Source organism: Providencia sp. PROV024, from assembly GCF_032709665.1.
Taxonomy (GTDB): Bacteria; Pseudomonadota; Gammaproteobacteria; order Enterobacterales; family Enterobacteriaceae; genus Providencia; species Providencia huashanensis.
Map to the genome: position 1 here is coordinate 4,488,407 of NZ_CP120545.1, position 15,649 is coordinate 4,504,055.

Below are 15,649 nucleotides of genomic sequence, written 5' to 3' on the forward strand. Positions count from 1 at the left end.
TGCCTATCCGTGTTTGAGTAACGCTTCGCAAAAATAACAATCTGATGTCAAATCGAGCGCGCCACCTAAACTGATGATGTGGTAATATGCCTTCCACATTGAGCGAATCGGATAAAAATAATGAATCAGCTATCACTATTAGGTAAGCAGGTAGTTATTGGGATCAGCGGGGGCATCGCTGCCTATAAAATCCCTGAGCTGACACGTCGCTTGCGTGATCAAGGTGCAGTAGTGCGAGTCGTCATGACTCAGGGCGCAAAGGCCTTTATTACCCCTTTAACTTTGCAAGCTGTTTCAGGGCATCCTGTTTCTGATGACCTGTTAGACCCAGCAGCAGAGGCCGCAATGGGTCACATTGAATTGGCTAAATGGGCTGATATAATTATTTTAGCACCAGCAACTGCGGATTTAATTGCTAAACTTAGTGCTGGAATGGCAAATGACTTACTAACGACGGTCTGTCTCGCCTCTTCAGCTCCTATTGCCGTTGTGCCAGCCATGAATCAACAAATGTATCGGGCGAGCGCCACACAAGACAATTTAATCAGATTGCAACAACGCCAATGTATGATTTGGGGGCCGGATGACGGTAACCAAGCTTGTGGTGATATTGGCCCAGGCCGTATGCTTGACCCATTAGCAATCGTTCGTCTCGCAGCTGAACATTTCAACCCTAAGCTTGACTTACAAGGCATTAAATTGATGATTACCGCGGGCCCAACACGTGAAGCATTGGACCCTGTTCGTTTTATCAGTAATCACAGTTCAGGGAAAATGGGGTTTGCTATTGCACAAGCAGCTAGTCAACGTGGTGCCGAAGTGACATTAATTGCAGGCCCTGTAAACCTTGAAACTCCAACAGGGGTTAATCGAATCGACGTCATTAGTGGTTTAGATATGTATGATAAAGTGCATCAAACCATTGCTGAACAAAATATTTTTATTGGGTGTGCTGCCGTTGCAGATTATCGCGCCAAAACGATCGCCGAAAATAAAATAAAAAAACAAGGCGATGAAGTTATGATTACACTGGTCAAAAACCCAGATATCGTAGCGAGTGTGGGTAACCTGAAACAAAACAGGCCCTATGTTGTTGGGTTTGCAGCAGAAACCCAAAATGTGGAAGAATATGCACGCCAAAAACGGCAACAAAAACAATTAGATTTAATTTGTGCCAATGATGTATCCCTTGCGGATAACGGGTTTAATAGCGATAACAATGCATTACACCTTTTTGATAGCAATGGTGATACTCGTTTGCCTCATTGCAGTAAAACTGAATTAAGCCACTACTTACTTGACGAGATACTTCAACGTTATGAAAAAAATTGACCTAAAAATTCTTGATAGCCGTATCGGTACTGAATTTCCTCTGCCGACCTATGCAACTACAGGCTCTGCCGGTTTAGATTTACGTGCATGCCTTGACGCACCGATCGACTTAGCACCGGGTCAAACAGAATTGATTCCAACAGGTTTAGCTATTCATATAGCAGATGAAAACCTTGCTGCTGTGATTTTACCTCGTTCAGGCTTAGGCCATAAACACGGGGTGGTACTTGGTAATCTAGTTGGGTTGATTGACTCCGATTACCAAGGGCAGCTTATGGTCTCTGTATGGAACCGTAGCGATAAATCTTTTACAGTTGAACCTGGTGAGCGTATGGCACAAATGGTGTTTGTTCCCGTTGTTCAAGCTGAATTTAATATTGTTGATGATTTTGATGCAACTGAGCGCGGTGCAGGTGGCTTTGGTCATTCTGGCCGTCAATAAATAAAACCCCCTGATGTTTAATATGCTATATAGAACCGGCACTAGGTTCTATATTTATCAATAAAAACAATCAGTCATATAATCAACAACAGGGGAAAGCTCAAAATTGCTTATAAACTCTACATTTTTAAAACCTATTTTGCTGCGTAAGTCTCTTTACTAAAAGCAAAATTTTGGATAGTTTGTTTTGCTGTTTTAGCAGGGGTCTTATTAGACATGGCAGAAAAAGCGACAACAAAAAAACGTAACAGGCGTGATGAGATCTTACAAGCTCTTGCGTTAATGTTAGAAAGTAGTGATGGTAGCCAGCGTATTACAACGGCAAAACTTGCGGCCACCGTTGGTGTGTCAGAAGCTGCGCTATATCGTCATTTTCCAAGTAAAATGAAAATGTTCGATAGCCTCATTGGGTTTATAGAAGACTCACTGGTTTCGCGCATCAATCTGATTTTAAATGATGAAAAAGATACTATTATCAGAATCAAGTTAATATTAGCGCTAGTTCTAGGCTTTTCAGAGAAAAACCCAGGGCTAACGCGTATAATGACTGGTCATGCGTTAATGTTTGAGCAAGATAGGCTACAAGACCGTATTAACCAATTGTTTGAACGTATTGAATCGCAATTACGGCAGGTGTTGAAAGAGAAAAAAATACGTGATGGCCATGGGTTTATCCATGATGAGTCATTACTTGCCTCTCAACTATTAGCCTTTTGTGAAGGTATGCTCTCACGTTTTGTACGCTCTGAATTTCGTTATCGGCCAACGGTGGAGTTCGAAGCACGCTGGCCTTTAATTCTAGCTCAGTTACAATAACCGATTATTTATACTACTCACCCCGCCCGTTATTGGGCGCGGGGATTTTTTTATTCAATTCCGTATTGTTCTCGGTAAGCCTTCATTGCCACTAAATGTTCCTGCATCCCCTCTTTTTCAGAAAGATAGGTAATTAAATCACTCATCGTAATGATTGAATAAACCTTGCAGTGATAATCGCGTTCAACTTCCTGTACCGCTGAAATTTCACTTTTGCCTTTTTCTTGACGGTCAAGGGACAGTAAAACACCATTCAACGTCGCTTTATGCTGTTTAATAATTTCCATAGACTCACGGATAGCGGTCCCTGCGGTAATCACATCATCAACGACCACGACTTTTCCCTGTAATGGGCTCCCCACGAGTATGCCCCCTTCGCCATGATCTTTTGCTTCTTTACGATTAAAGCAATATGGCATATCAATATCATGGTGTTCTGCTAGTGCGACTGCGGTTGTCGTTGCGATTGGGATACCTTTATACGCTGGCCCAAAAATGACATCACATTCTATTGCGCTATCTTGTAGCGCTTGCGCATAAAAACGACCGACAAGTGCCAAATCACGTCCCGTATTAAATAGCCCTGCATTAAAAAAATAAGGGCTTTTGCGACCTGATTTCAGCGTAAACTCACCAAATTTAAGCACCTGTTTTTTCATGGCAAGTTCAATAAAATCGCGCTGATAGGCTTTCATTGGTCATTCTCCTCATGGATTACTGTTTAATATCTGACAAAACGAATTAGAGACTATTTGTTATAAGTACCGTACTTAAAAACAAGGGTCGATCTCTAAGCATAAAAAAGGCGACTATTTAGCCGCCTAACGAATCATTAACTTATTTCAGCGCTTCTCGCTGAGCTTCAAAAATCGTTTCTAAGCCCGTTTTAGCAAGTGCTAATAACGCGAGTAACTCCTCATGGCTGAACGGTTCACCTTCTGCGGTGCCTTGTACTTCAATCATACGGCCGTCATCCATCATAACAACATTCATATCGGTTTCTGCGGCGGAGTCTTCAACATATTCAAGATCACACAGTGCTTCTTGATTAACAATTCCAACAGAAACTGCTGCAACCATCGATTTTAATGGGCTCTTAGCTAGCTTACCTTGCTCTACCATTTTGTTCAGAGCATCAACTAAAGCAACGCAAGCGCCTGAAATCGCAGCGGTACGAGTACCCCCATCGGCTTGGATCACATCACAATCTAGCGTTATGGTGTATTCGCCTAATTTTTTCAAGTCAACCGCAGCTCGTAAAGAGCGGGCAATTAACCGCTGAATTTCCATCGTGCGGCCTGTTTGTTTTCCTCTCGCCGCTTCTCGTTGATTACGTGAATTAGTGGCTCGCGGTAACATGCCATATTCAGCGGTTACCCAGCCTTGCCCCTGCCCTTTTAAAAAGCGTGGAACGCCTTCTTCAACAGTTGCATTACATAACACCTTAGTGTCGCCAAACTCAATAAGAACAGAGCCTTCTGCATGCTTGGTATAGTTGCGCGTGATATTAATCGGGCGCATTTGGTCTGCTTGTCTATCTGCTGGGCGCATGGTGTTATCTCCATTATCAACTCAAATTGGGACGCATTATACGTCCTTAAAGCGATAATGCCTATCCTGTCATCCCTCATAGCGTTATAATCCCCCTAATTTGATGATGATAGGAACGAATTATGATCCGAAGTATGACCGCTTTTGCCCGCCGTGATATCAAGGGTGAATGGGGGAGTGCGGCCTGGGAGCTGCGTTCCGTAAACCAACGCTATTTAGAAACCTATATTCGCTTACCTGAGCAATTTAGAAGCCTTGAACCGGTTATACGTGAGCGTTTACGTTCTCGACTAACTCGAGGAAAAGTAGAATGTAACCTGCGTTTTGAGCTAGATGGGGCAAATCGTGGTGAATTAATTCTTAATGAGGGGCTTGCTCGCCAATTAATTAGTGCCGCTAATTGGGTAAAAAATTATAGCCATGAAGGTGAAATTAACCCATTGGAAATTTTACGTTGGCCTGGGGTGATGTCAGCAGGTGAGCAAGATTTAGACGCCATTAGCGAACAATTAATGGCAGGCTTAGATGAAACCATTGATGCTTTCATTCAAAGCCGTGAAGCTGAAGGCGCGTCACTGCATGCATTAATCGAACAACGCCTCGATGGTGTACTAGTTGAAGTAGCTAAAGTCCGCCAACATATGCCTGAAATTTTACAATGGCAACGTGACCGCTTGCACAGCAAGCTTGAAGAAGCAGAAATCCAAGTGGATAACAACCGTTTAGAGCAAGAGCTTATTTTGTTAGCCCAGCGTATTGATGTTTCTGAAGAATTAGATCGCCTAGAAGCACATGTTAAAGAAACACGTAATATTCTGAAGAAAAAAGAGGCAACAGGTCGTCGCCTTGATTTTATGATGCAAGAATTTAACCGTGAATCAAATACATTAGCGTCGAAGTCAATCAATAGCGAAGTCACTAACTCTGCCGTCGAGCTAAAAGTATTGATTGAGCAAATGAGAGAACAAATTCAGAATATTGAATAACCCTCTTCAATAACTAAAAAATTAAGCCAATTGGTACTTGTATTGATTGGCTTAATTTTTAACAGCTTATCCGGGTATCCCCGCTCGTATTGAACGGGGTTTACGCCACTTTTGACTAATTGGCTTTGGCTTCTTTCAAGCCAGTGTTTTTATCGTGATGATAATGGAACGTAAATTGGAATATTATTGCTAATACTACGGTATAAGATGCAAAGACCAACCAAATCATTTGCCAATCTTTAACCCCATCTACCGTATAATAATCGACAACTAACCCACTTAAAATAGCGCCAAAATACGCACCAACGCCATTCACCATCGTCATAAATAAACCTTGAGCACTTGCCCGCATTCTTGTGTCGACTTCTCTTTCGATAAAGATAGACCCTGAAATATTGAAGAAATCAAACGCACAGCCATAAACAATCATTGACATGATTAAGAACATTAAGCCAATCGCAGATGGGTCACCAAACGCAAAGAAACCAAACCTTAATGTCCAAGCAAACATACTCAATAACATGACTGTTTTAATGCCATAGCGTTTTAAGAAGAAGGGAATTGCTAAGATAAAACCCACTTCAGCCATCTGAGAAATCGACAATAATATCGATGGGTACTGAACAACTAAGCTATCTTGGTATAGCGGGTTCAGGCCGAAATCATGCAAGAATGGGTTACCAAACGTATTGGTGATTTGTAAAACAGCACCAAGTAACATAGCGAATAAGAAAAACACCGCCATAATCGGTTTTTTAAATAAAACGAGCGCATCTAAACCTAGCTTACTGATCCAGCTACTTGAAATGGCTTTTTTATTGACATCAATTTTTGGCAAGGTTAGTGAATAAAGCGCTAAAAGTAGTGAACAACCACCTGCAATATAAAGTTGCATACTACTTAGCTCAAATTTCAATAAGCTAATACTCCACATCGCCACAATAAAACCAATGGTACCAAATACACGAATAGGCGGGAAATTACTGACCGAGTCTAACTGATATTGGCTTAATGATGAGTAGCTAATACTGTTCGAAAGCGCAATGGTTGGCATGAAAGCCATCGCATTAATCAGCATCACCCAAAACATCACTGTCGAGTTGGTTACTGTAGCTGCATAAAATAAAGCCGCAGCGCCAATCAAATGACAAATCATATATAGCCGATTTGCTGGAATATATTTATCTGCAATTATCCCGATAATACCGGGCATTAAAATAGCGGCTACACCTTTCGAACTATAAACCATACCGACTTCTGCACCTGAGAAACTCAATGTTTTCATCATGTAAGAGCCGAGTGTAATCAACCAACTTCCCCAGACAAAATATTGTAGAAAAAGCATGATTTTTAAGCGGGATTTAATATTCATACGAAGCTCCGTTTGGAGTTACATTTATTCGTTTTTATTTTCAACTCAGCAATGGCGACACCCATAAGAATGACGACAACACCAACAAACTGAATGAATTCAAGAGGTAAATGCAATACCGTTACAGACAATAAAATAGTAACGGGAAGTTGCATTGAGCTAACAATGGTCGCTAGGCTGGTGCCAATAAGTGGAGTGCCCTTGGCAAACATCCACATACCAAAAAAGGAACCAAAAAAAGCGAGAGGTAATCCATAAGAGAAAAATAACGATTGAAACGTTGAAGCACTTAGCAAAAAGGTGGGTGGTACAACGATTGATGTCAAAATAGCTCCGCCTGTTACCATAATTGCAGAACGCATCATTGGGTCAGTTTTTATTGCTAAGGCCCCACTAACATACACGCGGATAGCATTTGATAATGCGGCTAATAGCCCTAATAACACACCAAGCCAATGAAACACCACCGTTTCACTATTCAGTAACCCTGTCGCCAGTACTGTTCCGATTAATATGACGACAACAGAAATTACCGTCATGAAAGGCGGTATTTGGCGCGTCACTACCGTATTAATTACTACCCCCATCCAGGTAAATTGCAAAAATAACACAACACCAAGAGCAGGCGATAAATACTGTAGCGATGCATAATACAATAGCCCCGTTAAGCCTGTTGTTGTCCCCGTGAGTAACATCAACAACCCCTGCTGACCCGTTGGCCAGACTAAACGAACTCTTTTTACCCATGCGCCAACGACGACAAAAAACCAAAGTAATATCGCACCAAGTACCGTTTGGCTACCGATGACATCATTAAGGGAATACCCAGCACGATAAGCTAGAATGACTAACGTCGAAAGAATGCCATAACTACAAGCGCCTAAAGAAACTAGAATTAAACCTTTGAGTTTCATTTCAATATTCATCCTGCCTATACTTACAACATTCTTTATATTATTTTGAGAAAAAGAAGCTTAAAAAATTAGAAGCGTTCAATCACACCTGTCACTAACTTCAAGAAAGTTGCTTTGACTTTTTCTGCCGTTTCAATCACTTCGTCATGGCTGAGAGGTTGTTCTAAAATACCGCACGCCATATTGGTTAAGCAGGAAATCCCGACTGTTTTAATTTGTGAATGGTGAGCAACCAAGGCTTCAGGTACAGTAGACATCCCAACGGCGTCAGCGCCTAACGTTCTGATCATGCGAATTTCGGCAGGTGTTTCATAAGTTGGCCCTGTCCACCATGCATATACGCCCTCACGCACACTGACCCCTTGCTCTGTGGCAACATCTTTAATCGTTTGACGTAACTCTTTGTTATAGACTTCGCTAACATCCAAGAAGCGCACACCTAATTCAGGGTTATTTGGCCCAATTAATGGGTTGTTCGCCGTCAAATTAATATGGTCTGTGATAATCATCAGATCGCCTGGGTTAAACTCAGTATTCACTGCACCGCAAGCATTAGTAATAATCAGTTTTTCGACACCCAGAGCTTTCATTAAACGCACAGGGAAAGTGACTTGATCAAGGGAAAAGCCTTCGTAATAATGAAAACGCCCTTTCATAGCAACAACATTTTTGCCTGCGATAGTCCCTATGACTAACTCGTTGGCATGACCAACCGCCTCTGATTTCGCAAAATGGGGAATTTCACTATAAGGAATATGTACCGCATTTTCTAATGTGTCGGCGAATGGCCCTAATCCTGACCCTAAAATAATGCCAACAGTAGGTTTCATATCTGTGCGAGACTGAATAAAACTCAAGCTTTCTAAAATATCTTTTGTATGATGCATGGCGGTCTCCAAATTGACATCGACTAAAAATTGTTAAAATCGATCATAAAGCAATTTAAAAACAGAACAGCGATCTTAATCTCATTTTAAGAAAAAGTATTTCGGTATGATGTGTCGGACGAAACAGTATTTTATGCGTAGATTTGCTAATCTCTAGCGCAAGAGTTGGCAATAGAAAGGAGCGGGGCGCTTGTTACATACACTATTAAATGAATTTCGCACCTCAAAAAATTCAAAAACACAAAAACTCAAAGTCCTCTATCGGTTGATTCTTAACCATGGTCCAATTAGAGCTGAAACCTTGGCATCATTGGCCAGTATGAAGCCTGCCACCTGTGCAAGGCTGCTCGATGAGCTGAGTAAATGCCAATTAATTTCGACCTCAGAACTCGGAGAATCAACTGGTGGGCGTAAACCCATTCTGTATAGCATCAATCCTGCTGATGGTTATTTAGTTGGGATTGAAATGAGTGATATCTACTCGACCATTGTTTTACAAAACCTAAAGCTGGATATTTTAGGCATGGTCAAAGTGAAATATGAACACTTAGAAACAGCAGAAAACATGCTAGATCATCTGCTAAATAAGGTTAACACCCTGCTTGAGGAACACCATCTCAAGCTTGAAAGCTTGCTTGGCATAGGGATTGCTATCGACCATATTTTAGAGCGCGATAAACTACCTTATCACCAATATAGCGCCCGGATACAAGAGCTATATCGTTATATTACTGACAAAGTACCTTGCTTTGTATTACTCGGGAGTGGGATCAGCTTTGCGGCTTTTGCTGAATATCGCTTACGCTATACCTCTGATAGCCAAAGGTTTTTATTCACTACTTGTGATACTGACATCCGCAGCTGCACCATAATTAATAATCACTACGCCCCTGCGCCTATCAGTACCGCCCAAGCATTTGGTCACACCACGATTGATATCAATGGCCAACGCTGTGAATGTGGGTCATTTGGCTGTTTAAAGCAGTATAGCTCACTATCTGCGATTAAAACCCGAATAATAAAACAACTTCGCTTAGGAAAGCCCTCAGTTATCAATGAATTAGTTAATCATGAATCTGAGATTAATTACCATATTATTTTCAAAGCGTTAACCTTGAATGATGCATTGTGTCTTGAGGCACTTGAAGAAGCTGCCTATTATTATGGTATTGCGATTGCTAATGCCGTTTTGATCACGCAAGCGGATGTCGTTGTATGCGGGGGCACATTAACACCTAAAAACCACTTTTTTGCGGTGACTAAAAAATCCATTGAAGACAAACTGTCTATTTTCCCGCATATTAAAACACGTATTTACCCAGCAAATGACTCTTATGAAATTGTCGCTCAAGGGGCTGGGGGGATGGTGATACAAAACTATCTTTCTGATTATTAAGCTATTTCATTAATGATTATAACCTGTAAACTGCATGAGTTATTCTACAGTTTCTATTATGCGAGAGGGGCACATGGCTGAATTTGAAAGTATTGACAACGTAACAAAATCAAATATATTACAGCAACTTAAGTCTGCCTCTCCCCTTGTCCACTGCATGACCAATGATGTCGTTCAAACCTTTACAGCCAATGTACTTCTTGCCTTGGGTTGTTCCCCCGCCATGGTCATTGAGCCCGAAGAAGCGGAGCAATTTGCTGCCATAGCCAGTGGGTTATTAATCAATGTAGGCACGCTAACTGCACCGCGGCAGCATGCTATGCGTTTAGCGGTACAGAGTGCTAATGCTGCCAATAAGCCGTGGGTGTTAGACCCTGTTGCCGTGGGGGCGCTGAGTTTTCGGACACAATTTTGTCAAGAGCTACTCACACTAAAACCCGCCGCTATTCGTGGCAATGCATCCGAAATCATGGCATTAGCCGGTGAAAGCCTTGGTGGGAGGGGGGTTGATTCCCTGAATACCACGAGTGATGCTCTACCGGCAGCTCAGTTATTAGCGCGAAAAACGGCTACAATCGTGGCAATTAGCGGCGAAGTTGACTACATCACCGATGGGGCGCGAACGATTGCCGTCATAGGGGGTCACCCATTAATGACTCGAGTGGTTGGCACTGGGTGTGCGCTTTCTGCTGTTGTTGGCGCATTTTGTACCTTAACTGGCGACCGTTTACAGCATGTTGCAACAGCATGCGCATTAATGAAACAAGCAGGAGAAACAGCGACACGACGGTGCCACGGTACAGGCAGTTTTATCCCTGAATTTTTAGATGCCATTTACCAGCTAAATTAATCACTTATTGATAAAGAAAATAAAGTCGCTAAGTTATAACCGCGTTTTCTTTCCTCTAAGTTTTCTCGACCAATGGCGAAAGTTATCCCTGAAACGAATAAATCGATAGATAAGGTTTTTGTGATCAGGTTCGATACCGTAAAAACGTTGTAAAGCAATTAAGTCATTAGCTTTGCAAATAGACAAATTACCATAATCTGATAAATCAATGACTTTCAATCCATTGTCCGTTAAAACAAAATTCCCCGTATGGACATCATTAGAAGATAACCCGTATTGATGTAACTGATGAATGACCGATTTCATCTCCTCATAGTAAGGCGTGATATCGTCAAGCTCAGAGAGTACTGTCCCTTCTACATACTCAGCAATAATCCACGTTTCGATTGATTCACGGCATTTTATTTTTTCAGCCACAAAGTAAATATCATTTGTGACAGTACAGCCTTTATTTTGAGCGACAACTAAGCGTTTTAATAAGGTTGAATAAAAAGGCCCAGAGATAATGCGCATTATTCTCTTTTCAAGGCGTTTATCACGCTCTTTTTCACACTTAATAATAAAATTCCGACCATCAATATTAATACGTGCAACACTTCTATCGATATTGCCACTTCCTAAATTTTTGCCATCAATTTTCCCTTGAATAAAATCATTAATAACCTGCCAAAAATCGATTGTTCCCTCTTTTTGATAAGTCGCAAAACTATCCATTTGTTTTTTTATTATTTTTTGCATGACAAAAAGCCAGTTTATTTAAGTAGATCAGCTGATGCTAGCAAAGGGGAAAAGGCATTTCTTAGCGATTCTTGCAAAATCAGCGAATAAAATGAGTAATTGTGGCATTTAGCACAAAATAGATAGGGTTTTAGCGACAATACGGGGACTTGACGCATAGATTGGCCAATTCGATGACCAATCTATTTCAGGTTGATAAGCTTAATCGTTACCAAACAAGTCACGGGTATAGACTTTACTCGCTACGTCTTCCAACTCAGGCACCATGCGGTTGGCTAAAATAATGTCACATTGAGCCTTAAATTCCGCTAAGTCATTGACCACTTTTGAACGGAAAAACTCAGGTTCATTTAAAACAGGTTCATACACCACCACTTCAATGCCCTTGGCTTTGATGCGTTTCATCACACCTTGTACCGCTGAAGCACGGAAGTTATCAGAGCCCGCTTTCATCACTAAGCGATAAACCCCCACTTTGTGTGGTGCTTTAGCAATAATGGCATCAGAAATAAAGTCTTTACGGGTACGGTTGGATTCGACAATGGCGTTAATCAAGTTATTTGGCACGTCATCGTAATTAGCCAGTAGTTGTTTGGTATCTTTCGGCAAACAATAACCGCCGTAACCGAATGATGGGTTGTTATAATGGCTACCAATACGTGGGTCTAAAGAGACACCTTCAATGATTTGGCGGGCATTTAAACCACGGCTTTCTGCATAAGTGTCGAGTTCATTAAAGTACGCCACTCGCATCGCCAAATAGGTATTGGCAAACAGTTTAATGGCTTCGGCTTCGGTTCCATCAGTAAATAACACCGGAACGTCTTTTTTGATGGCACCTTCTAGCAGTAAATCAGCAAAAACCTTTGCACGCTCAGAACGCTCCCCGACCACAATGCGGGAAGGATGTAAGTTATCCCACAGAGCACGGCCTTCACGTAAAAATTCAGGGGAGAAAATCACGTTGGTATAACCAAACTCTTCACGTAAACGCTCAGTAAAGCCCACAGGAATGGTGGATTTCACAATAATCGTCGCTGCGGGGTTAATGTTATTCACGTCATGAATAACAGATTCAACCGATTGAGTATTGAAGTAATTGGTTTTTGGGTCGTAGTCTGTTGGCGTCGCCACTATCACATACTGCGCGCCCGTATAGGCTTCGTTTTTATCTTCTGTGGCACGGAAATTGAGCGTTTTCTCCGTTAAGAATTGCTCAATTTCAGCGTCAACAATCGGTGATTGATGATTGTTTAGCATTGCCACTTTTTCAGGGATGATATCGACTGCAACCACTTCGTGATTTTGTGACAGTAACATGGCGTTAGATAGGCCGACGTAGCCGGTCCCTGCGATTGCTATTTTCAAACTTGCCTCTCAATTTCTGCTACGGATGTATTATTTTATTGATGGTAATAAGAACGATACCAATCAACAAAGGCCTGAACACCCTGCTCAATAGACACTTGTGGACGATAACCTGTCACATTAAATAGGTCTTCAGTGTCTGCCCAAGTTGTGTAGACGTCCCCTGCTTGCATAGGTAAGAAGTTTTTAATGGCCTCTTTACCGAGCGCTTTTTCCAACGCTGAAATAAACTCAATCAATTTAACGGGCTGCCCATTACCAATATTATAAATACGGTATGGCGCACTACTTTCTGCCGGTGAGGCACCGTTATTGTGCGGGTCTGCTTGTGGAATTATATCCGAAATACGGATCACACCTTCGACAATATCATCAACAAAAGTGAAATCACGGCTGAGATTGCCGTTATTATAGACATCAATGGGCTCCCCCGCCAAAATAGCTTTAGTAAATTTAAATAAGGCCATATCTGGCCGGCCCCAAGGGCCATAAACGGTAAAGAAGCGCAGCCCTGTTGTAGGCAACTGGTATAGATGTGAATAGGAGTGCGCCATCAATTCATTGGCTTTCTTCGTTGCTGCATACAATGAGATTGGGTGATCGGTTGGCATATCGGTAGTAAATGGGGCCTTATCTGTCACGCCATACACGGAACTAGAAGAAGCATACACAAGGTGTTTTACTTTGGCTTGGCGGCAACCTTCTAAAATAGCTAGGTGACCCGTTAAATTGCTATCTGCATAAGCAAATGGGTTTTCCAACGAATAACGAACCCCCGCTTGTGCCGCAAGGTGAATAACCCTATCGAATTGCTCTTGGGTACACAATACCCTGATGGTTTCGCGATCGGTTAGGTCAAGGTGAAGAAAACGAAATAGCGGAAATTGTTCTAATAAATGTAAGCGGGATTGTTTAAGGCCCTGATCATAGTAAGCATTAAGGTTATCAATACCGACGACCTCATGCCCACTTTCTAATAAACGCTGACATAGCCTAAAACCAATAAAGCCTGCACTTCCCGTGACCAAGTATTTCATATTCACCATCTTCTAGCATTAAACCATTTCCAAGCTCTAATTGAGCATTTTGGTCATTTAAATAAACTGACCTGAATATAAGACACAAAAAGTCAAAAATGGTTTTATCGCTAACCGAATAATAAATAAAAAATTTTCCTTTTAAAGAAACGTTAAGGTTAGATAGGAAGAAAGGTAGACGATATAAAGATAAAATCAGTAGCAGGTATGGTTAGATACCTGCCACAACTTACTGATATTTAGTTGTTATCTACTTTATCTGCGGATTTTAAAGTGCGGTAAATATAATTACGATAGCTATCTAGTAGCTTCTGGTCTTCGCAATCATTCAATTTACCCTCACAAAGATGGCGCATCTTAATATTAGCCTCATAGAATGGCGAAACCTTTAAATTTGCGCGCTCCAATAGGATACCCCCTAAGAAGGAAATATCGGTTAATGGGCCTATTTCAATGTGTGTCCCTGATTTCAAATTATCACGTAACGTAAATTGAGTCAGGTAAGCTGGTGACGACAGAGGGGAATTATATTGATTTAAACTAATACCCGGCTGGTGATCACCAAAATACAAGAACATTAGTGGGCGGTCTCGCTTTTCAATAAAGCTAGCAAAGTCACGGATTGATGCATCTGAGGCAATAATTTTCTCCATATAGTGGCTAAATTCACCGGCAGCATCTGCCTGTTTAATTTTGTCTTTTATCCCGTAATCATCACTGTGGCTCTCTTTATAAGGCCCATGCTCATACATTGTTAAAGAGAAAATAAAAACAGGTTTGTCCGTTTCTTTTGCTAAAATTTCTTTGACATATTTCAGCATATCTTCCGTGCTGATTGTCCATAGATTATCTTGTAATTTACCTGGATAACCGAGTTCTTGTGGCTGGATAATTCTATCGACACCGAGGGTTTCATAAGCATGGCCTGAATGGTAAGCCCCTTTATTAAACGGTGTTAAGACAACTGTGTAATAGCCATTGGCTTTCATTTCTTTGAATAGACTATTTTTTAAGTTATCGACAATAAAATAAAAAACACCGCTTTTTTGTGCACCAAAATCATCACTATTTAAACCTGTGAGCGCTGAGAACTCTGATAACCAAGTACCACCGCCAAAAGTCTGAACCCGCATTTGGCTAGATGCAGCAACACCCTCATCTTGCTGGAACATGAATAATTCAGGAAGTTTTGTCCCAGCAGGTAAATCATAAATATTTGGGTTAACCGTTGATTCTTGAAGTAATAAAACAATATCTGGCTTTTCTGAAGGCGTTGTATTTTCTAACGTTACCGTTGCCGCTTTCTCGATGAAATAATCCGCAGAACCTGCAAATTGTGGTGATTGATAACTCGAGTTTTTTGCAGACATGATAATATTTGTGACTGTCCCACGGCCCTTAGGTAAAGTTTGAGACCACCGATCATAATAATGGTCGCTTGTAAAACTCGCCCCAAAATAACCCGCAACAACTAAGATCAGCCCAACAATACGTGAAGTTAATGATTTAGATGATGACACTAGGCGCCAACTGATAACACCATTAACCACTAGCAAAATAACCAAGGCGACCAAGGCAACACCCGCTAACCAATAATGGCCCAAGGTGCCCATATTGGAGGTATCGGTCATGATGTTAATATCGGTGAAGAAAAGTTGTTCTTTGTAGTAATGAACTTTTAACTGGTTTAAAAATTTAATGATAATAAACAAGGTACTGGTAATAACCACTGAAAATAACCAGCGAGCTGTAAGCACCATTAAAACACCAAATAAGGCAGCATATACACTGATTGAAATCAGCGCAGGATAAATCACACTCCCTTTTTCAAACACTAAAAAAAGTGAGCCAATAAAAATTAATGCCAGATAAAAGCCTGCAAATAACTTTTTCTTCATCGGTTTTACCACAAGGTTAATATTGAAGGTTTGCTATGAAGCACTACTATAACGGAATAAAA

At 41.2% G+C, this 15,649-nt stretch carries 15 protein-coding genes; 6 read left to right on the plus strand and 9 right to left on the minus strand.

Annotated features, from left to right (window positions below):
• Window positions 1-120 precede the first annotated feature (120 nt).
• From coaBC to slmA, 3 genes are all read left to right on the plus strand, one after another.
• A complete protein-coding gene (gene coaBC, locus P3L56_RS20775) occupies window positions 121-1,332 on the plus strand; it encodes a bifunctional phosphopantothenoylcysteine decarboxylase/phosphopantothenate--cysteine ligase CoaBC (protein ID WP_048605688.1) in 1,212 nt (403 codons plus the stop codon).
• Window positions 1,319-1,774, plus strand: coding sequence for a dUTP diphosphatase (gene dut / locus P3L56_RS20780; RefSeq protein ID WP_042846741.1), 456 nt, complete (start codon window positions 1,319-1,321; stop codon window positions 1,772-1,774). The genes coaBC and dut overlap by 14 nt, the downstream gene beginning before the upstream one ends.
• 216 nt (window positions 1,775-1,990) lie before the next feature.
• The gene (gene slmA, locus P3L56_RS20785) at window positions 1,991-2,590 is read left to right on the plus strand and encodes a nucleoid occlusion factor SlmA (protein ID WP_042846742.1); all 600 of its coding nucleotides are present in this window, start codon (window positions 1,991-1,993) and stop codon (window positions 2,588-2,590) included.
• Between the two features lie 50 nt (window positions 2,591-2,640).
• Here slmA and pyrE read toward each other — a convergent pair whose 3' ends face one another.
• Window positions 2,641-3,285 carry an orotate phosphoribosyltransferase gene (gene pyrE / locus P3L56_RS20790; protein WP_042846743.1) on the minus strand — a complete coding sequence of 215 codons (645 nt, stop codon included), beginning with the start codon at window positions 3,283-3,285 and terminating at the stop codon, window positions 2,641-2,643.
• Between the two features lie 142 nt (window positions 3,286-3,427).
• A complete protein-coding gene (gene rph / locus P3L56_RS20795; RefSeq protein WP_042846744.1) occupies window positions 3,428-4,141 on the minus strand; it encodes a ribonuclease PH in 714 nt (237 codons plus the stop codon).
• A gap of 122 nt (window positions 4,142-4,263) precedes the next feature.
• On the opposite strand from rph, the gene P3L56_RS20800 reads away from it, so the two are divergent.
• Window positions 4,264-5,127, plus strand: coding sequence for a YicC/YloC family endoribonuclease (locus P3L56_RS20800; RefSeq protein WP_042846745.1), 864 nt, complete (start codon window positions 4,264-4,266; stop codon window positions 5,125-5,127).
• A gap of 115 nt (window positions 5,128-5,242) precedes the next feature.
• Here the strand turns inward: P3L56_RS20800 and P3L56_RS20805 are convergent, their stop codons facing one another.
• The 3 genes from P3L56_RS20805 to P3L56_RS20815 all read right to left on the minus strand — a co-directional run bounded on the left by P3L56_RS20805 (window position 5,243) and on the right by P3L56_RS20815 (window position 8,300).
• A complete protein-coding gene (locus P3L56_RS20805) occupies window positions 5,243-6,499 on the minus strand; it encodes a nucleoside permease (RefSeq protein ID WP_071548790.1) in 1,257 nt (418 codons plus the stop codon).
• Window positions 6,496-7,413: a DMT family transporter gene (locus tag P3L56_RS20810; protein ID WP_042846827.1), complete on the minus strand. Its 918-nt coding sequence runs from the start codon at window positions 7,411-7,413 to the stop codon at window positions 6,496-6,498. The genes P3L56_RS20805 and P3L56_RS20810 overlap by 4 nt, the downstream gene beginning before the upstream one ends.
• Window positions 7,414-7,481: 68 nt before the next feature.
• Window positions 7,482-8,300: a purine-nucleoside phosphorylase gene (locus P3L56_RS20815; protein ID WP_048605686.1), complete on the minus strand. Its 819-nt coding sequence runs from the start codon at window positions 8,298-8,300 to the stop codon at window positions 7,482-7,484.
• Window positions 8,301-8,490: 190 nt separating this feature from the next.
• On the opposite strand from P3L56_RS20815, the gene P3L56_RS20820 reads away from it, so the two are divergent.
• The gene (locus P3L56_RS20820; protein WP_048605685.1) at window positions 8,491-9,696 is read left to right on the plus strand and encodes an ROK family protein; all 1,206 of its coding nucleotides are present in this window, start codon (window positions 8,491-8,493) and stop codon (window positions 9,694-9,696) included.
• A 73-nt stretch (window positions 9,697-9,769) separates the two neighbouring features.
• Window positions 9,770-10,546, plus strand: a complete 777-nt coding sequence (thiM, locus tag P3L56_RS20825) for a hydroxyethylthiazole kinase (RefSeq protein WP_080972684.1) — start codon at window positions 9,770-9,772, stop codon at window positions 10,544-10,546.
• Between the two features lie 33 nt (window positions 10,547-10,579).
• On the opposite strand, the gene P3L56_RS20830 is transcribed toward thiM, so the two are convergent.
• The 4 genes from P3L56_RS20830 to P3L56_RS20845 form a co-directional block, all read right to left on the minus strand.
• On the minus strand, window positions 10,580-11,284 hold the full coding sequence (locus P3L56_RS20830; RefSeq protein WP_131680765.1) for a lipopolysaccharide core heptose(II) kinase RfaY: 705 nt from the start codon (window positions 11,282-11,284) through the stop codon (window positions 10,580-10,582).
• A gap of 201 nt (window positions 11,285-11,485) precedes the next feature.
• Window positions 11,486-12,652: a nucleotide sugar dehydrogenase gene (locus P3L56_RS20835; protein ID WP_048605682.1), complete on the minus strand. Its 1,167-nt coding sequence runs from the start codon at window positions 12,650-12,652 to the stop codon at window positions 11,486-11,488.
• A 35-nt stretch (window positions 12,653-12,687) separates the two neighbouring features.
• Window positions 12,688-13,689 (minus strand): NAD-dependent epimerase, encoded by a 1,002-nt coding sequence (locus tag P3L56_RS20840; RefSeq protein ID WP_042846752.1) that lies wholly within the window; start codon window positions 13,687-13,689, stop codon window positions 12,688-12,690.
• A 239-nt stretch (window positions 13,690-13,928) separates the two neighbouring features.
• Complete coding sequence (locus P3L56_RS20845) at window positions 13,929-15,587, minus strand: LTA synthase family protein (protein WP_048605680.1); 1,659 nt, start codon at window positions 15,585-15,587, stop codon at window positions 13,929-13,931.
• Window positions 15,588-15,649 lie beyond the last annotated feature (62 nt).